Source organism: Streptomyces sp. NPDC048441 (genome assembly GCF_043200235.1).
Taxonomy (GTDB): domain Bacteria; phylum Actinomycetota; class Actinomycetes; order Streptomycetales; family Streptomycetaceae; genus Streptomyces.
The window spans coordinates 277,829-294,650 of sequence record NZ_JBICXM010000003.1 but is presented as its reverse complement, the minus strand read 5'-3'; the positions used below and the strand labels follow the sequence as shown (position 1 = coordinate 294,650).

The 16,822-nt window shown below is 67.9% G+C and carries 15 protein-coding genes and 2 tRNA genes; 5 read left to right on the top strand and 12 right to left on the bottom strand.

Translation table 11 applies throughout. The features are described from left to right. Positions 1-67 precede the first annotated feature (67 nt). Positions 68-322, top strand: coding sequence for a cell division protein CrgA (gene crgA, locus ACGFSB_RS09285; protein ID WP_160506128.1), 255 nt, complete (start codon positions 68-70; stop codon positions 320-322). A gap of 288 nt (positions 323-610) precedes the next feature. Here the strand turns inward: crgA and ACGFSB_RS09280 are convergent, their stop codons facing one another. Together ACGFSB_RS09280 and ACGFSB_RS09275 are read right to left on the bottom strand one after the other, a co-directional pair. Beyond that, a complete protein-coding gene (locus ACGFSB_RS09280) occupies positions 611-1,507 on the bottom strand; it encodes a rhomboid family intramembrane serine protease (protein ID WP_393396377.1) in 897 nt (298 codons plus the stop codon). Between the two features lie 115 nt (positions 1,508-1,622). Next, complete coding sequence (locus ACGFSB_RS09275) at positions 1,623-2,156, bottom strand: peptidylprolyl isomerase (protein WP_393396375.1); 534 nt, start codon at positions 2,154-2,156, stop codon at positions 1,623-1,625. A 285-nt stretch (positions 2,157-2,441) separates the two neighbouring features. Here ACGFSB_RS09275 and ACGFSB_RS09270 point away from each other — a divergent pair, with 285 nt between their 5' ends. Continuing rightward, positions 2,442-3,176 (top strand): DUF5324 family protein, encoded by a 735-nt coding sequence (locus ACGFSB_RS09270; protein WP_393396373.1) that lies wholly within the window; start codon positions 2,442-2,444, stop codon positions 3,174-3,176. Positions 3,177-3,275: 99 nt separating this feature from the next. Here ACGFSB_RS09270 and ACGFSB_RS09265 read toward each other — a convergent pair. Further along, positions 3,276-3,348: transfer RNA gene (locus tag ACGFSB_RS09265), tRNA-Ala, on the bottom strand. A gap of 182 nt (positions 3,349-3,530) precedes the next feature. Here ACGFSB_RS09265 and ACGFSB_RS09260 point away from each other — a divergent pair. Both ACGFSB_RS09260 and ACGFSB_RS09255 read left to right on the top strand, forming a co-directional pair. Next, entirely contained in the window at positions 3,531-4,079 is a 549-nt protein-coding gene (locus ACGFSB_RS09260) for a helix-turn-helix domain-containing protein (RefSeq protein WP_393396371.1), read from the top strand. Between the two features lie 49 nt (positions 4,080-4,128). Then, positions 4,129-5,607: a serine/threonine-protein kinase gene (locus ACGFSB_RS09255; RefSeq protein ID WP_393396370.1), complete on the top strand. Its 1,479-nt coding sequence runs from the start codon at positions 4,129-4,131 to the stop codon at positions 5,605-5,607. 38 nt (positions 5,608-5,645) lie between these two features. Here ACGFSB_RS09255 and ACGFSB_RS09250 read toward each other — a convergent pair whose 3' ends face one another. Together ACGFSB_RS09250 and ACGFSB_RS09245 are read right to left on the bottom strand one after the other, a co-directional pair. Next, positions 5,646-7,055: a hypothetical protein gene (locus ACGFSB_RS09250; RefSeq protein WP_393396368.1), complete on the bottom strand. Its 1,410-nt coding sequence runs from the start codon at positions 7,053-7,055 to the stop codon at positions 5,646-5,648. Positions 7,056-7,199: 144 nt separating this feature from the next. Further along, on the bottom strand, positions 7,200-7,328 hold the full coding sequence (locus tag ACGFSB_RS09245; protein WP_003999697.1) for a DLW-39 family protein: 129 nt from the start codon (positions 7,326-7,328) through the stop codon (positions 7,200-7,202). Positions 7,329-7,663: 335 nt separating this feature from the next. On the opposite strand from ACGFSB_RS09245, the gene ACGFSB_RS09240 reads away from it, so the two are divergent. Continuing rightward, on the top strand, positions 7,664-7,993 hold the full coding sequence (locus ACGFSB_RS09240; protein ID WP_393396366.1) for a DUF6344 domain-containing protein: 330 nt from the start codon (positions 7,664-7,666) through the stop codon (positions 7,991-7,993). Positions 7,994-8,084: 91 nt separating this feature from the next. On the opposite strand, the gene ACGFSB_RS09235 is transcribed toward ACGFSB_RS09240, so the two are convergent. From ACGFSB_RS09235 to gnd, 7 genes are all read right to left on the bottom strand, one after another. Further along, positions 8,085-8,158: transfer RNA gene (locus tag ACGFSB_RS09235), tRNA-Ile, on the bottom strand. A 253-nt stretch (positions 8,159-8,411) separates the two neighbouring features. Continuing rightward, positions 8,412-9,146 carry a DUF3566 domain-containing protein gene (locus ACGFSB_RS09230; protein ID WP_393396364.1) on the bottom strand — a complete coding sequence of 245 codons (735 nt, stop codon included), beginning with the start codon at positions 9,144-9,146 and terminating at the stop codon, positions 8,412-8,414. A gap of 18 nt (positions 9,147-9,164) precedes the next feature. Further along, on the bottom strand, positions 9,165-11,768 hold the full coding sequence (gene gyrA, locus ACGFSB_RS09225) for a DNA gyrase subunit A (RefSeq protein WP_393396362.1): 2,604 nt from the start codon (positions 11,766-11,768) through the stop codon (positions 9,165-9,167). Positions 11,769-11,816: 48 nt separating this feature from the next. Continuing rightward, positions 11,817-13,886 (bottom strand): DNA topoisomerase (ATP-hydrolyzing) subunit B, encoded by a 2,070-nt coding sequence (gene gyrB, locus ACGFSB_RS09220; RefSeq protein WP_393396360.1) that lies wholly within the window; start codon positions 13,884-13,886, stop codon positions 11,817-11,819. A 266-nt stretch (positions 13,887-14,152) separates the two neighbouring features. Then, positions 14,153-14,725, bottom strand: coding sequence for a DUF721 domain-containing protein (locus ACGFSB_RS09215; RefSeq protein ID WP_393396358.1), 573 nt, complete (start codon positions 14,723-14,725; stop codon positions 14,153-14,155). Further along, positions 14,722-15,843 carry a DNA replication/repair protein RecF gene (gene recF / locus ACGFSB_RS09210; RefSeq protein WP_393396356.1) on the bottom strand — a complete coding sequence of 374 codons (1,122 nt, stop codon included), beginning with the start codon at positions 15,841-15,843 and terminating at the stop codon, positions 14,722-14,724. Before recF ends, ACGFSB_RS09215 begins: the two co-directional genes overlap by 4 nt. 60 nt (positions 15,844-15,903) lie before the next feature. Next, a complete protein-coding gene (gene gnd / locus ACGFSB_RS09205; protein ID WP_393396354.1) occupies positions 15,904-16,788 on the bottom strand; it encodes a phosphogluconate dehydrogenase (NAD(+)-dependent, decarboxylating) in 885 nt (294 codons plus the stop codon). Positions 16,789-16,822 lie beyond the last annotated feature (34 nt).

Genomic DNA, 16,822 nt, shown 5'->3' with positions numbered 1-16,822 from the left:
CGGAAGCACTACGCTAACGGACGCCCGGGGGAGGGCTCAGCTCCCCGTATCGACAGGAGAGACCCTCGTGCCGAAGTCACGGATCCGCAAGAAGGCCGACGATTACACGCCGCCCGCGAAGAAGGCGACGAACATCAAGCTGACCAGCCGTAGCTGGGTGGCTCCGGTGATGCTCGCGATGTTCCTCATCGGGCTCGCCTGGATCGTCGTCTTCTACGTCACCGACGGCAAGCTGCCGATCGACCCGCTGGGCAACTGGAACATCGTGGTCGGCTTCGGCTTCATCGCGGCGGGGTTCGGCGTCTCCACTCAGTGGAAGTAGCCCGGTCCCGCAGGGCTGCGCGCAAGCCTTGCCCTTAGTTATCCACAGCGCTATCCACACCTCGCCCCCGGCTGGGGAAAAGAACGACGATCTGTGGATAACCCACTCGGCGTTGACGCCGGTATGACTGACTGATCGCCATGCAAGCCCTCACAGGCCCCTTGTCCTTCCTGGGGAAACCCAGGTCAGCGACAAGGGGCACTGTTGTTCTCCACGGAATGCACAAGCGCGGGCACCCGCTGTGGACAACTGTGCCCATCAGACGACAGCAGGCGCCAACGGTGCGCCTCAGGCGAGCTGCGCGGTCCTGATGACCACAGCCGCCAGAACCACGATCAGCACGACCGCGCAGGTCCCCCACTGCACGAGCGTCCGCCGCTCGCGGGGCGCGTGCACCATCCCGTACGCGATCGCGACACCGGCGACCAGACCGCCGACGTGCGCCTCCCAGGCGATGCCGCTCCAGGTGAAGGTGAAGAGCATGTTCAGCGCGAGAATCGCGATGACGGGGCGCATGTCGTAGTTCAGGCGCCGCATCAGGACCGCGGTCGCGCCCAGCAGACCGAAGATCGCTCCGGACGCGCCGAGCGAAGCCTGGCTCGCGTCCGCGACGACGTACGTCAGCGCGCCGCCCGCCAGGCCGGACAGCAGGTACAGCGAGAGATAGCGGGCGCGGCCGAGCGCGGCTTCCAGAGGGCCGCCGAGCCACCAGAGGCCCAGCATGTTGAACGCGATGTGCCAGATCTCCTGGTGCGTGAACATCGACGTGACCAGGCGGTACCACTGGCCTTCGGCGACACCCTCGGTCGGCGCCCAGGGAGCCGGCGGCCAGGCTCCGACCAGGACAAGCTCGTTCACCAGGCGGTCGCCCATGGCGAGGACCGCGATGAACACCGCCGCGTTCAGACCGAGGATGATCTTGGTGATCAGGCGCGGGTCGTCGGCGATCGAGCCGCCCGCGAGGGTGCGCGGCTGGTTGGCCGTCGGCGCGTGGCCGGTGCCAGACCCCTCACGCACGCACTCGGGGCACTGGAAGCCCACCGAGGCGCTGATCATGCACTCCGGGCAGATGGGGCGCTCACAGCGGTTGCAGCTGATGCCGGTCTCGCGGTCCGGATGCCGGTAGCAGCCGGGCAGGTTCGGTGCGTCCTTCGGCCCCTGCGGGCTGCCTGGTGCCTGGTCCATGGGGTCCCCTCAATTTCCGTACGACGGCACAGCTACGCCCACGCGGCGAACGCACCGCCCCGCCCTTCCTTACGGATGGGCGGGGCGGTTTGGTTCCCTCGTGGGTACGCCGGGGTCAGGCGCCGCGGGTCTCGATGACCACGGACTCGATGACCACGTCCTGGAGCGGGCGGTCGGTGCGCGGGTTGGTCTGCGTGGCCGCGATCTCGTCGACGACCTTCTGGCTCGCCGGGTCCGTGACCTCACCGAAGATGGTGTGCTTGCGCGTCAGCCAGGCCGTCGGGGAGACCGTCAGGAAGAACTGCGAGCCGTTGGTGCCGGGACCCGCGTTGGCCATGGCGAGGAGGTACGGCTTGTCGAAGGCGAGGTCGGGGTGGAACTCGTCCGCGAACTCGTAGCCCGGACCACCCGTGCCGTTGCCCAGCGGGTCGCCGCCCTGGATCATGAAACCGCTGATGACGCGGTGGAAGACCGTGCCGTCGTAGAGGGGGTCCGTGGTCTTCTTGCCGGTCTGCGGGTTGACCCACTCGCGCTCACCCTTGGCGAGCTCGACGAAGTTCTTGACCGTCTTCGGCGTGTGGTTCGGGTGCAGCAGCACCTCGATGTCGCCGCGGTTGGTCTTCAGGGTGGCGTAGAGCTGCTCGGCCACGGTCTGCCTTCCGTTGTCCTCTGTGACCTTCAGATCCTCCCACGGACCGGAATGCGACGAGTAGCCACCGAGTAGGCGCGCGTCGGGGCGATCCGTGGCATTGTCGGCGAAGAGCTCTCCTTGCGCTCCTTAGTACCGATGCTCTCCTTAGTACCGATTTGATCCAGTTGCTCGTTGATCGCACCCGGATGCCCGCCCTTTCGTGCCTCGGAGTCATCCGGAAGGCATGATCCTCGAAAGGGTGGAAAGGTGACATACCTATAAGCCACCGAGGAGGAGGATCCCGTGACCCGCATCGACAGCGTGCGCGCCGCGACCGGTTCGGCGAGGGACAGCGTGCGGCATGCCGCGGAGGCGGTGGCCCCCTACGCCGGCACGGCCAAGGAGCAGGCCGTCCACTACGCACACGAGTCACGCGTACGACTCGCGCCCAAGGTGTCGCACGCCGCGCAGCAGGCCGCCGAGCAAGCCCGTGTCCAGTACGGCGCCCATGTCGGACCGCGCATCGAGCAGGCCCGCACGCATGTGCCGCCGAAGGTCGATCAGGCTGCCCACGAAGCCGCCGTCCGCACCCGCAAGGCCGCCAAGCAGACCCGTGAGGCCGCCCGGCAGGCCGCCGACTACTCGAAGCCGCGGATCGAGCACGCAGTGGCCGCGGCCCAGCCCGTCCGTGACGAGGCCGCGTCCCGCGGCGTCGCGGCGCTCGCCGCACTACGGGGTGAGGTCTCGCCCAAGGAGATCCAGCGGCTCGCCCGCAAGCACGACCGCCGGGCCCGCGCCGGGCGCCTCGCCAAGGGCCTCGTCGTCCTCGGCCTCCTGGCGGGTGGTGCGGTCGCCGCCTGGAAGTGGTGGGACAAGCAGGCCAACCCGGACTGGCTCGTCGAGCCGCCCGCCGCGACAGAGGTCCCGGACAGCACACCGCTGACCTCGGTCGACGGCAGCGCCCAGGCCTCCCTCGACCCCGAGGTCCAGGCCAAGCAGGCCGATTCGGAAGCCTCGGAGCGGGACGACCGGCGCTGACCTGCACTGACCTGCACTGACCTGCGCAAAGACTGAGAACGCCGTAGGGCGGGAGCACCTCATCTGACTGAGGTGCTCCCGCCCTACGGCGTTTCTCTGTGGAGCCTAGGAGATTCGAACTCCTGACATCTGCCTTGCAAAGGCAGCGCTCTACCAACTGAGCTAAGGCCCCGAAAACGATGCACCGAGCCGGAAGAACCACGTTCCGGTGGGCAACGCAGACCAGAGTACCGGGTCACCCCCCGGATCTCGCAAAAGGATTGGGGGTCCCGGTGAACGACCACGCTCCGTAAGATGCTCGGCGTGGTTCGCGGCAGCGAACCGCGGTTTTTGGGGAAGCGATGGGGAGACGCAATGGACGCCGCACAACAAGAGACAACCGCGAGAGCACGAGAGCTCCAGCGGAACTGGTACGGGGAGCCGCTGGGGGCGCTCTTCCGTCGTCTCATCGATGATCTGGGCCTCAACCAGGCACGCCTCGCCGGCGTCCTCGGTCTGTCAGCGCCCATGCTGTCCCAGCTGATGAGCGGGCAGCGCGCCAAGATCGGCAACCCCGCGGTCGTCCAGCGCGTCCAGCTCCTTCAGGAGCTGGCGGGCCAGGTCGCCGACGGCAGTGTGAGCGCCGCCGAGGCCACCGACCGCATGGACGAGATCAAGAAGTCCCAGGGCGGCTCCGTCCTGACCAATGCCTCGCAGTCGACGACGAGTTCGGGTGCGCCCACGGTGAAGCGTGTGGTGCGCGAGATCCAGTCACTGCTGCGCTCCGTCGCGGCGGCGGGCGACATCATCGATGCCGCGGACGCCCTCGCCCCGACCCACCCGGAACTGGCAGAGTTCCTCCGGGTATACGGTGCCGGACGCACCGCGGACGCGGTCGCCCACTACGAGGCGCACCAGAACTGAGCCGTCGGCCGGGCCACCGGGCGGCCCGGAGGGGGAGCGATGCGCGACCATGGGTGAGGTCTTCGCCGGTCGGTACGAACTGGTCGACCCGGTCGGACGCGGGGGGTCCGGTGCCGTCTGGCGCGCCTGGGACCACCGGCGGCGCCGATATGTGGCCGCCAAGGTCCTGCAACAGAGCGACGCGCACACGCTGTTGCGCTTCGTGCGGGAACAGGCGCTTCGGATCGACCACCCCCATGTGCTCGCGCCCGCCAGCTGGGCCGCCGACGACGACAAGGTCCTTTTCACCATGGCCTTGGTCGCCGGCGGCTCGCTGGCCCATGTGATCGGGGACTACGGCCCGCTGCCGCCCCGCCTGGCCTGCACGCTCATCGACCAGCTGCTCTCCGGCCTCACCGCGGTGCACGCCGAAGGCGTCGTACACCGTGACATCAAGCCCGCCAACATCCTGCTCGAGGCCACCGGAACCGCACGGCCTCATCTGCGGCTCTCCGACTTCGGCATCTCGATGCGGATGGGCGAGCCACGACTGACCGAGACCAACTACGTGGTGGGAACGCCCGGTTACTTCGCGCCCGAGCAGATGATGGGTGCCGAGCCGGACTTCACCGCCGATCTCTTCGCCGTCGGCCTCGTGGCCCTGTATCTGCTGCAAGGCGCCAAGCCGGATGCCAAGGCCCTGATCGAACACTTCGCCGCGCGCGGCACGCCTGGGGCGCCGCGGGGTGTGCCGGATCCGCTGTGGCAGGTGGTCGCCACCCTCCTGCAGCCGGATCCGCACCAGCGGTTCCGCACCGCCACGGGCGCGCGCAAGGCGTTGGCGTCGGCCATCGAGCTGCTGCCGGAGCCGGGGCCCGACGACGAGATCATCGAGATCTTCGACCAACTCGGCCCGCTTCCCCAGGGGTTCGGTCCCGATGGCCCCCTCACGCCCGCCCCGCGGCCAGACTTCGCCTCTTCCGACGTACCGCCCCGACCTCTCTCTTCGCCTGGGACGGACAGCTCGGAAAGCCTGCGTCTGACGCCGCCACCGCCGGCCCCGACACCGCAGGCCCCGACACCGTCGGCTCAGCAGGCACCGTCGGCTCAGCAGGCACCCCCAGTGCGGCAAGTGCCGGAGCCGCCGTCGGTGCCGCCGGTGTCGCAGGCGCAGCCAGTACCGGCCCAGCCGATACAGCAGCCGCAGGCCCAACCCCAGCCCGATCAACCCCAGCCCCATCCACATCACCAGCAAGCGCCACCGCACCAGGCAACGCCACCGCCGCTGCCCGCCCAGACCCCGCATGTCCCCTCCCCTCACCAGGCCCCGACCCACGGTCCCTTACAGACCGTGACGCCCTCGGCGCACCACGTATCCGCCCCTGCCTATCCATACGTCGCTCACGCCCCGCAGGTTCCCCTCCAGAGCCGGCCAGTCACGCACCGGCAGAAACGACGACCGGGACCGCCCCCGAAGGTGGCGATCCCGATGCTGCTGGCCGCGCTGGCGTGCTTCGCGGTGGGTATCTGGGCCCTGACCCAGAGCTGACTCAAGGCCCCCGCCGCCTCCGCGTCTCTCCTCCCCAACTACCAAGCCGACGGCGGCCCATACCGCGCCGCCGAGGCGGTGGACGCCGCCGAAGCCGCATCCGCCGCCGCACGCCGCCGCCCGATCAGCGTCCACACGCCCAGGATCGCCAGCAGTACGGCACCGGAGCCGAACCCTCCGGCGGCGACCACCTTCATGCCGTCCCCACTCCCGCCCCCACTCCCGTCCCCGTTCCCCGCGGCCGTATCGCCCGTCACCGCGGCCTCCTTGTCCTGGCCGGTGACGCTGAACTCGTCCGCGGGCCGCGCCGACCCCACGTACGCGGGGCCCGACTTCGCGGCGCCGTCGACGTTCACCCGCAGTGTCAGGTCCAGTGGGCCGTTGCCGAACTGCCGCGCGACCTTCGGATTGAGGTGGACCGAGAGGTAGTACCAACCGGCGAACCGCGTCCCGGCCACACCGTCGACCGGCGAGAAGCGGTTCTCGTACGCGACCGGAGCCAGTGGTTCCAACGCGGTCGACTTCTGCTTGCCGTCGTACACGGTGTCGGCGTCGTCGACGCGTCCGCGTACCGGATTGAACAGCGACATGACGAGCGCCGACGTCACGTACTCGTCCTGACCCCCGCTCGCACTGCCGAGCTCGGCGCCGGCGGAGATCTGCTGCCCCCAGTCGACCGGCACACGATAGAAGAGCGTCTGACCTGGCTTGATCCGGTCACCCCAGGTTCCCGCCCGCAGCGCCCGAGCATCGTTGAAGCCGGTGCCGCCCCTGCGTTCCTTGCGTTCGCCGGTGGGAGGCGTGGGCGAGGCCGAATTCCAGGAGCCTGGCGGCGTCGTGGGAGCGTTCTTCGCCACCGCGGGCTCCGATACGACGCGAAGCTCCGTGTCCCACGCCTCGGTGCTGGATGCGGGATCGCTGTTCCGCTCGACCACCGCGTAATACGTGCCGGCCGCCTTGCACCGGTTCTCGGTGGGGCCGATCGCCCGTTCCGCCCAGGCGGTGATGGGCCGCGGGCTCTGCGACGTACCGAATCGCGCGTCTGAGGAGTTGCAGTCATTGCCGTTCGTGTCCTGCAAGGACACCTCAACGCCGTCCCCGTAAGCCACCTTGGAACTGAGCCCGGGTACAACGGTGGCCGAGACGTACACGGTCTCCCTGGCGTCGAGTTGAAGCTGGTAGTAGAGCTTTCCCCCACGCGCGATGGAGCTCTTGTACGTCGATCCGGGCGAGAGTTTCACGCTGTGCGTACTGTCCGTCGCGCCGTCGACCGGCACAGCCTGGTCGGCGAAGGCGTACGGGCTGGGCACGCCCGCCCCCGCGGCCTGCCCCGGCAGTGCCGCCACCGCGCATAACGCCGCCCCCACCGCCAGCGTCGCCCGCCCTCTGCGCAGCCGCCCCATTACCTGCCACCCCTCCCTGAAGACCCAACTGTCCCGCCGAGTCATGCCCGCATGCAGACGCGACAATCTTTGCTCACGCAAGGCGATGGCTTGCGAAAGCAAAAACGGAGAGCCGGGAAGGGGTCCGGACAGCACAAGGCCCCAGCCGCAGAAGCGACCGGGGCCTTGAGAAGAGACTGTTGGCGATACTCACGAACCCGTGGGCACGGAGTCAGTCGCCTCCGTCCACAGATCCTGCTCGGCGCGATCCGCCTGGATCTGGCGGTACACGAGGAGTCCGCCGATGGCGGCCAGTGCGACCAGGAGAAGCTTCTTCACCGCGCGACCTCGTCTTTCTTGACGTAAGGGACCTCTGGCGCCCGACTATACACACCGACCGATATCGATCGGTGACCTGGATCCACCCCAACTGCCGCCCTGAACACAGCAATCGCATAGGGCTCCGCCACTCCTGGCCCCTCACGCCCCCGACGCGATGCCGCCACTCCTGAGCTCACCCAGACCCCTCCCAGGCCCTTCAGGGGCCGTTTACGGCCATCCGGGTGGTGTTCATCAGAACATCGACGCGCCACGAGCGTCGGTCCCCCACTCTCGATCCCGCATACACATCATGAGGAAAGTACGCAAATCGCCCAACCCGAAAGTGAGAAGCCATGACCGGCACCAAGGCCATGAAGCTGTGGACCACGCTCATCACCGCCTTCCTCGCACTCTTCGCCGCGATGGGGCTCACCACGACGGCAACGGCGGCCACGCCGGTACAGCAGGCCACGGAATCGTGCGAGAGCGCGCCGACCATGACGGCACCACTGGCGGCCCACTGGGCAGCAGCGTACGAACGGTCCTTGCCCCCCACGATGAAGCAACGCATCCGCGCGGAGGCACACGGATCATCCCCCAGCTGCCGCCACCTCCCCACGGACGACACGGAGACGGGCGCTGACGCCGAGGCGGATCCGGGCGGCCTGGCCGCGGAGCCGTAGCCCACGGCCCCGGCCGTTTGTCCCCCAGGGACCCCCACAGACACGAAGAAGACCCCCAGCCAATACAGGCTGGGGGTCTTCTTCGTGTCTGTGGGGCTAACAGGATTTGAACCTGTGGCCTCATCCTTATCAGGGATGCGCTCTAACCAACTGAGCTATAGCCCCGCCGCGCTGCGGTATGTCCCGCGCGCTGACCTCTGAAGATTAGCGCACGTGCGGGCCAGTCCCAAAATCGATACCTCCACAGGGACGGGACGGGCCGTGAGACGGAACAGGGCCCCGCCCTGAGCGGGGCGGGACCCTGGACCGAGAGACGCGCGGCCCTGGCCGCGGCGACACACAGACGAAGAGAGGAAGAAACGGGGAAGAGAGCGGGAACAGAGCGGGAAGAGAGCGCGAGGGAGAGAGGGGGAGAGAGCTACTCGTCCTCAGCCAGCGTCAGCTCAACGCCGCCCACGAAGCCCGCGGAGAGGTTGTAGATGAAGGCGCCGAGCGTCGCGAGCGCCGTGGCGAGGACGACGTCGATCACCGCGATGATCGTCGTGAACACCAGGACGCGCGGCAGCGACAGGAAAGACTGCAGGTCGAAGCCGTTGGACTCGTTCGAGCCCGTCGCCTCCGAGATCGTGCCGCCCACGGTGGAGAAAACACCCATCGCGTCCATGACCATCCACAGCACGGCGGCCGCGACGATCGTGCAGATGCCGAGCGCGATGGAGAGCAGGAAGCTGACCTTCATCACCGACCACGGGTCGGCCTTGGCCACCCTCAGCCGCGCCTTGCGCGTACGAGGCGTCGTACGCGCCCCCGTCCGCGGCCTTCGTACGGAACCCGTCTGGGATTCCTGCTGATAGGCCTGCGGCGGGTGGTACGGCTGGGACGCCTGCTGCTGAGAATGCTGCTGGGGCTGACGCTCCCCGGGCAGCGCGCCTGCCGCACCCTGAGGCCCCTGGGCCCCTTGGGACCCGGCGGCCGCGTACGACCCGTCGTACTGCGCGGACTGGCCCGGCTGCGGCCCTCGTGTATCGGTCACAGTTCCCCCCTGGGATCCACGAGACTCATGCGAGTCATCAGAATCAGTGGCGGAGCCACGGACACCGTCTGTACCGGCTGGGCCGGTTCCACTTGCTCCGGCGCCCGTGGCTCCACTCACGATGACTCTCTCCTCGCGCTACTCGGCCGCGGACTCCGTGCCCTCGTCCGTACCGACGGCCGGCTCACCGTCGGCCGATTCGTCGACGACGATGTCGCCGTCGACTTCCTCCGCCTCGCGCCCGGCCTCGGCATTACGAGCGATACCGACCACGGCATCGCGCTTGCCCAGGTTGATCAGTTGGACGCCCATGGTGTCACGGCCCGTCTCCCTGACCTCGTTGACTCGCGTACGAATCACACCGCCGCCCAGGGTGATGGCGAGGATCTCGTCGGTCTCCTCCGTCACCAGCGCGCCTACGAGTTCGCCACGGTCCTCCACGATCTTGGCGGCCTTGATACCGAGGCCACCACGACCCTGAACGCGGTACTCGTCGACGTTGGTCCGCTTCGCGTACCCACCGTCGGTTGCGGTGAACACGAACGTACCCGGCCTGACGACATTCATCGAGAGGAGTTCGTCGCCGCCGCGGAAACTCATTCCCTTCACACCCGAGGTCGCACGGCCCATGGGACGCAGCGCATCGTCCGTCGCGGTGAACCTGATCGACTGCGCCTTCTTGCTGATCAGCAGCAGATCGTCCTCGGACGAGACCAGCTCGGCGCCGATCAGCTCGTCGTCCGAACCGTCGTCCGTCTCGCGGAGGTTGATGGCGATGACGCCACCGGCGCGAGGCGAGTCGTAGTCCTTGAGCGGCGTCTTCTTTACGAGGCCGCCCTTGGTGGCGAGCACCAGGTAGGGCACTGCTTCGTAGTCCCTGATCGCGAGGATCTCGGCGATCTTCTCGTCCGGCTGGAAGGCGAGCAAGTTCGCGACGTGCTGGCCACGTGCGTCGCGTCCGGCGTCCGGCAGTTCGTATGCCTTCGCGCGGTAGACCCGGCCCTTGTTGGTGAAGAACAGCAGCCAGTGGTGGGTCGTCGACACGAAGAAGTGGTCGACGATGTCGTCTTCCTTCAGCTTCGTACCGCGGACGCCCTTGCCACCACGCTTCTGAGAACGGTAATCAACCGTCTTCGTACGCTTTACGTAACCGCCGCGCGTGATCGTGACGACGATGTCGTCCTCGGCGATCAGGTCCTCCATGGACATGTCGCCGTCGAAGGGCACGAGCGCCGAGCGACGGTCCTCGCCGAACTTGTCGACGATCGCCGCGAGCTCCTCGCTGATGATCTGCCGCTGCCGCTCGGGCGAGGCCAGGATCGCGTTGTACTCGTTGATCTTCGCCTGCAGATCGTCGTGCTCGGCGACGATCTTCTGGCGCTCCAGGGCGGCGAGCCGGCGCAGCTGCATCTCGAGGATGGCGTTGGCCTGGATCTCGTCGATCGAGAGAAGGCCCATCAGGCCCTCGCGCGCGACGTCGACCGTCTGGCTGGCCCGGATGAGGGCGATGACCTCGTCGATCGCGTCCAGGGCCTTCAGCAGGCCGCGCAGGATGTGCGCCCGCTCCTCGGCCTTGCGCAGCCGGAACTTCGTACGCCGGACGATGACCTCGACCTGGTGCGTCACCCAGTGGCGGATGAAGGCGTCCAGGGAGAGGGTGCGCGGCACACCGTCGACCAGGGCCAGCATGTTGGCGCTGAAGTTCGACTGCAGGTCGGTGTGCTTGTAGAGGTTGTTCAGTACGACCTTGGCGACCGCGTCCCTCTTCAGGACGACGACGAGGCGCTGGCCCGTGCGCGAGGACGTCTCGTCGCGGACGTCGGCGATGCCGCCGACCCTGCCGTCCTTGACCAGGTCCGCGATCTTCTGCGCGAGGTTGTCGGGGTTGGTCTGGTAGGGGAGCTCGGTGACCACCAGGCACTGGCGGTTCTGGATCTCCTCGACCGCGACGACCGCGCGCATCGTGATGGAGCCACGGCCCGTGCGGTACGCCTCCTCGATGCCCTTGCGGCCCACTACTAGTGCGCCGGTGGGGAAATCGGGGCCCTTGATGCGCTCGATAAGCGCGTCGAGCAGCTCCTCGTGCGAGGCGTCGGGGTGCTCGAGCGCCCACTGCGCGCCCGCCGCGACCTCGCGGAGGTTGTGCGGCGGGATGTTGGTGGCCATGCCGACGGCGATGCCCGCCGAACCGTTGATCAGCAGGTTCGGGAAGCGCGCCGGCAGGACCGTCGGCTCCTGGTTGCGGCCGTCGTAGTTGTCCGTGAAGTCGACGGTCTCCTCGTCGATGTCACGGACCATCTCCATGGCCAGCGGCGCCATCTTGCACTCGGTGTACCGCATGGCGGCGGCCGGGTCGTTGCCCGGAGAGCCGAAGTTGCCGTTGGAGTCCACCAGAGGCATCCGCATCGACCACGGCTGGGCCAGGCGGACCAGGGCGTCGTAGATCGATGAGTCGCCATGCGGGTGGTAGGTGCCCATGACGTCGCCGACGACGCGGGCGCACTTGTAGAAGCCCTTCTCGGGGCGGTATCCGCCGTCGTACATCGCGTACAGGACGCGGCGGTGGACGGGCTTCAGACCGTCCCGCACGTCGGGCAGCGCACGCGACACGATGACGGACATCGCGTAGTCGAGATACGAGCGCTGCATCTCCGTCTCGAGCCCGACGGGCTCGACACGCATACCCACACCGGGGACGGCGGGCTCCTCTTCGGGCATCACAGGGGTGTTCTCGTCGGCCATTGCTGGTCAAAGTCCTTTCGAGGTGCGGCTGCGGCTTGTACGGCCGACTCAGATGTCGAGGAAGCGGACGTCCTTGGCGTTGCGCTGGATGAACGAGCGCCGTGCCTCGACGTCCTCTCCCATCAGCACCGAGAAGAGGTCGTCGGCCTGCGCCGCGTCGTCCAGGGTGACCTGGCCGAGAACGCGGTGTTCCTGGTCCATCGTCGTGATGCGCAGCTCCTCGGCGTTCATCTCACCGAGGCCCTTGAAGCGCTGGACCGAGTCGTCCTTGATGCGCTTGCCCGCCTGGCGGCCGAGCTCGACAAGGGCGTCACGCTCGCGGTCCGAGTACGCGTACTGGAAGTCGTCCCGGCTCCACTTGATCTTGTAGAGCGGCGGGCGCGACAGGTAGACGTGGCCGGACTCGACGAGCGGCCGCATGAAGCGGAACAGGAACGTCAGGAGCAGGGTGTTGATGTGCTGACCGTCGACGTCGGCGTCCGCCATCAGGATGATCTTGTGATAGCGGAGCTTCTCGATGTCGAAGTCCTCGTGCACGCCCGTGCCGAAGGCCGAGATGAGGGCCTGGACTTCCTGGTTCTGCAGGATCTTGTCGATCCGCGCCTTCTCGACGTTCAGGATCTTGCCTCGGATGGGCAGGATCGCCTGGTACATCGGGTTACGGCCGGACTTCGCCGAACCACCGGCGGAGTCACCCTCGACGATGAAGATCTCGCACTTCGTCGGGTCGTTCGACTGGCAGTCGCTCAGCTTGCCGGGGAGGGAAGCCGATTCCAGGAGGCCCTTGCGGCGGGTCAGGTCGCGCGCCTTGCGGGCGGCGACGCGGGCCGTGGCGGCCTGGATGCTCTTGCGGATGATGTCCGCGGCCTCGTTCGGATTGCGGTCGAACCAGTCCGTGAGGTGTTCGTGCACGACCTTCTGTACGAAGGTCTTCGCCTCGGTGTTGCCCAGCTTGGTCTTGGTCTGGCCCTCGAACTGCGGCTCGCCGAGCTTCACCGAGATGATCGCCGTCAGACCCTCGCGGATGTCCTCGCCCGTGAGGTTGTCGTCCTTCTCGCGCAGCAGCTTCTTCTCGCGCGCGTACCGGTTGACCAGGCCGGTCAGCGCCGCCCTGAAGCCTTCCTCGTGCGTGCCGCCCTCGTGCGTGTGAATCGTGTTCGCGAACGAGTACACGCCCTCGGTGTACTGCGAGTTCCACTGCATGGCGATCTCGGCCGAGAGCATGCGCTCCTTGTCCTCGGCCTCGACGTCGATGACGGTCGGGTGAATCATTTCTCCCTTGCGGGAGTTGAGGTACTTCACGAAGTCGACGATGCCGCCTTCGTAGTAGTACGTCACCGTGCGGGCCTCGGGGACCGCGTCATCGATCGCCTCGGTCGAGTCCGCACCCGCCGTCGCCTTCGCCGAGTCGCGCTCATCAGTGAGTTTGATGGTCAAACCCTTGTTGAGGAACGCCATCTCCTGGAAGCGCCGTGCCAGCGTCTCGAAGGAGTACTCCGTCGTCTCGAAGACGTCCGGGTCGGCCCAGAAGGTGACCGTGGTGCCCGAGTCCTGGACCGGCTCGTGCTTGGCGAGCGGCGCCGTCGGCACACCCAGCTTGTAGTCCTGGGTCCAGCGGTAGCCGTCGGTCCTGATGTCGACGGCGAGCTTCGTCGACAGTGCGTTCACGACGGAGACGCCGACGCCGTGCAAACCACCGGAGACCGCGTATCCGCCGCCGCCGAACTTGCCGCCCGCGTGCAGCACGGTGAGCACGACCTCGACGGCCGGCTTCTTCTCGACGGGGTGGATGCCCACCGGGATGCCTCGGCCGTTGTCGATGACGCGTACGCCGCCGTCGGCGAGGATCGTGACGTCGATGGTGTCCGCGTGCCCGGCGAGGGCCTCGTCGACGGAGTTGTCGACAACCTCTTGCACGAGGTGGTGCAGGCCACGCTCACCGGTCGACCCGATGTACATGCCAGGTCGCTTGCGGACCGCGTCCAGACCCTCGAGGACGGTGATCGCGCTGGCGTCGTACAAGGCTGTGACCTCGCCGTTCTCGCCAACGACGGTAGACGGGATGTTCTCGTTGGGGTTGCCGGAATCGGCCACGAAGCGCCCTTTCTGGCACAGCACAAGCCAAGCACCCGGCGGTGGCCGGAGCGGCTGCGTCGTTCAGCGATAGTCAGCGTTGTTCTATGCGTCCCACAAGGTGGGGCGGGATTAGCTTCCAGTCTACCGGTAGCGCCGACAGTGATGGGGGTTTGCCGGTACCTGAGTCCTCATGTGCCGTCCTGAACCGGCGTCATCCGACTCCCCATATGCGGAGCGGGGCCCTAAGAGGCTCACAGCGGCACTCAGCGCTTCGGGGTGTCAACCCTCGACTACTGCCCGGTACTGCCTCATCCGTAAGTGTCCCCGGGGCCCGTACTGCCGGGCGCACGCAGGGGTCCGAAGCGGCGCGGAGGGCCACCGGGACCGAGCACTTTGATGAGCCGTACGGTGCCGTGGCCCAGGTCCTCGTTGAGGCGGGCGACCAGTTGCGGAGCCATGAGGCGCAGCTGTGTCGCCCATGCCGTCGAGTCGCACTGCACGGTCAGGACCCGCTCGCCCTCGTCGTACTTCTGCGGGACACAGTGCTTGGCGAGGTCCTCGCCGACGATCTGCGGCCAGCGGCCCATCACCCCGCCGACCGCGGCCGGCGTCTCCCAGCCGCGCTCGGTGATCAGACGGTTGATCGCGGAGCCGAGCGGCAACGGGTCCCTCCCGTCGGCGCGCGCGCCGGAGCGGAGACCACCCCTCCGCGCCTGCTTCTTCTGCTGCGCGGCATCGCCACGCGCGCGTGCCTGCTCTCTGGCGGCACGCAGGGCGACACGGGCAAGGTCGACACCGGAGGGCTCGGGCGTCTTCGGCGTGTCCTTGGGGGCGTCCAGAGGGGCTTGGGAGATGTCCTTGGCGGGCTCTTCGGCGCTCATACGCGCTCCACCGCGCCGTCCGCCACCGTGTACCGCGTACCGGCGAGGACGCCCGGCACGTCGTCGTCCACCGCGGCCGTGACCAGGACCTGCTCGCCCGGAGCCACCAGCTCGGCCAGGCGCTCCCTGCGGCGCGCGTCGAGCTCCGCGAACACGTCGTCCAGGACGAGCACCGGCTCGTTCCCCTCGGCACGCAGGAGGTCGTACGAGGCGAGGCGCAGCGCCAGGGCGTACGACCAGGATTCGCCGTGGCTCGCATACCCCTTCGCGGGGAGCTGGCCCAGCTTCAGGACCAGGTCGTCACGGTGCGGCCCGACCAGGGTCACGCCCCGCTCGATCTCCTGTTTGCGTACCTCTTCGAGGGCAGCGATCAGCTGCTCGTACAGGACATCGCGCGTGTGGCCTTCGCCCGGCGCCGACGGCTTGTAGTCCAGCGATACAGGGCCGCCGCCGGGTGCCAGCTGCTCGTACGCCTTGTCGGCCAGCGGCTGCAGCGCGGCGATCAGATCGAGGCGCTGCGCGAGCAGTTCGGCTCCCACGCGCGCGAGGTGCTGGTCCCAGACGTCGAGCGTGGACAGGTCCATGGACCTGCCGCCGTGCCGCCGCGCGAGGGCCGCCGACTTCAGAAGGGTGTTGCGCTGCTTCAGTACGCGGTCGTAATCGGACCGCACGCCCGCCATGCGCGGGGAGCGTGCCGTGATCAGCTCGTCGAGGAAGCGCCGCCGCTCACCGGGGTCGCCCTTGATCAGCGCCAGATCTTCGGGGGCGAAAAGGACCGTGCGGACGATTCCGAGCACATCACGCGGTCTGACCTGCGATGACCTGTTGATGCGGGCCCGATTCGCCTTGCCCGGATTGAGTTCGAGCTCAATCAGCTGCTGTCGCTCGCCCTGCCGGACCGTGGCCCGGATCACGGCGCGTTCGGCTCCCATGCGCACCAGCGGGGCATCCGATGAGACGCGGTGGCTGCCGAGCGAGGCGAGATAGCCGACGGCCTCGACGAGGTTCGTCTTGCCCTGCCCGTTCGGGCCCACGAACGCGGTGACGCCCGGATCGAGAGGGACCTCGACCCAGGCGTACGAGCGGAAGTCGGCCAGCGACAGATGCGTGACGTGCATGGTGGACGCCGACCTCCCCCGGCCTACTTCACTTGCTGAAAGACCCGCACAGGCTGTGGATCAGTGTTCGCTCTTGGACTCGACGGCGTGGCCGCCGAACTGGTTGCGCAGCGCCGCGATCATCTTCATCTGCGGGGAGTCGTCCTGCCGCGAGGCGAACCGGGCGAAGAGCGAGGCCGTGATCGCCGGCAGCGGCACGGCGTTGTCGATGGCGGCTTCCACCGTCCACCGGCCCTCTCCGGAGTCGGCGGCGAAGCCGCGCAGCTTCGCCAGGTGCTCGTCGTCGTCCAGGGCGTTGACCGCCAGGTCGAGCAGCCAGGAACGGATGACCGTGCCCTCCTGCCAGGAGCGGAAGACCTCGCGCACGTCCGTGACGGAGTCGACCTTCTCCAGGAGCTCCCAGCCCTCGGCGTAGGCCTGCATCATGGCGTACTCGATGCCGTTGTGAACCATCTTCGAGAAGTGGCCCGCGCCGACCTTGCCGGCGTGCACGGAACCGAAGTCACCCTCGGGCTTGAGGGCATCGAAGACCGGCTGCACCTTGGCGATGTTCTCGGCGTCGCCGCCGTACATCAGTGCGTAGCCGTTCTCCAGGCCCCAGACGCCGCCGGAGACGCCGCAGTCGACAAAGCCGATGCCCTTGGCGGCGAGCTCCTCGGCGTGCTTCTCGTCGTCCGTCCAGCGGGAGTTCCCGCCGTCCACGACCACGTCACCGGCCTCGAGCAGCTCGGCGAGCTCGTCGACGGTGGACTGGGTCGCGGCTCCGGCCGGAACCATCACCCAGACGACGCGCGGGCCCTTGAGCTTGCCCACAAGCTCTTGAAGGCTGTGGACGTCCGCGACGTCCGCGTTGCGGTCGTATCCGATGACGGTGTGGCCTGCGCGGCGGATGCGCTCACGCATGTTGCCGCCCATCTTGCCGAGGCCGACGAGACCGAGCTCCATCAGTGGTTCCTTAAGTAGCGATGTGGCGTGGAGG

Excerpts from the sequence above, each read along its gene's own strand:
- ACGFSB_RS09240 (WP_393396366.1), top strand. The coding sequence starts at position 7,664 with ATGACCGGCACCAAGGCCATGAAGCTGTGGACCACGCTCATCACCGCC.
- ACGFSB_RS09260 (WP_393396371.1), top strand. The coding sequence starts at position 3,531 with ATGGACGCCGCACAACAAGAGACAACCGCGAGAGCACGAGAGCTCCAG.
- gyrA (WP_393396362.1), bottom strand. The coding sequence starts at position 11,768 with ATGGCCGACGAGAACACCCCTGTGATGCCCGAAGAGGAGCCCGCCGTC.
- ACGFSB_RS09280 (WP_393396377.1), bottom strand. The coding sequence starts at position 1,507 with ATGGACCAGGCACCAGGCAGCCCGCAGGGGCCGAAGGACGCACCGAAC.
- recF (WP_393396356.1), bottom strand. The coding sequence starts at position 15,843 with ATGCACGTCACGCATCTGTCGCTGGCCGACTTCCGCTCGTACGCCTGG.
- ACGFSB_RS09250 (WP_393396368.1), bottom strand. The coding sequence starts at position 7,055 with ATGACTCGGCGGGACAGTTGGGTCTTCAGGGAGGGGTGGCAGGTAATG.
- ACGFSB_RS09215 (WP_393396358.1), bottom strand. The coding sequence starts at position 14,725 with ATGAGCGCCGAAGAGCCCGCCAAGGACATCTCCCAAGCCCCTCTGGAC.
- ACGFSB_RS09255 (WP_393396370.1), top strand. The coding sequence starts at position 4,129 with ATGGGTGAGGTCTTCGCCGGTCGGTACGAACTGGTCGACCCGGTCGGA.
- gnd (WP_393396354.1), bottom strand. The coding sequence starts at position 16,788 with ATGGAGCTCGGTCTCGTCGGCCTCGGCAAGATGGGCGGCAACATGCGT.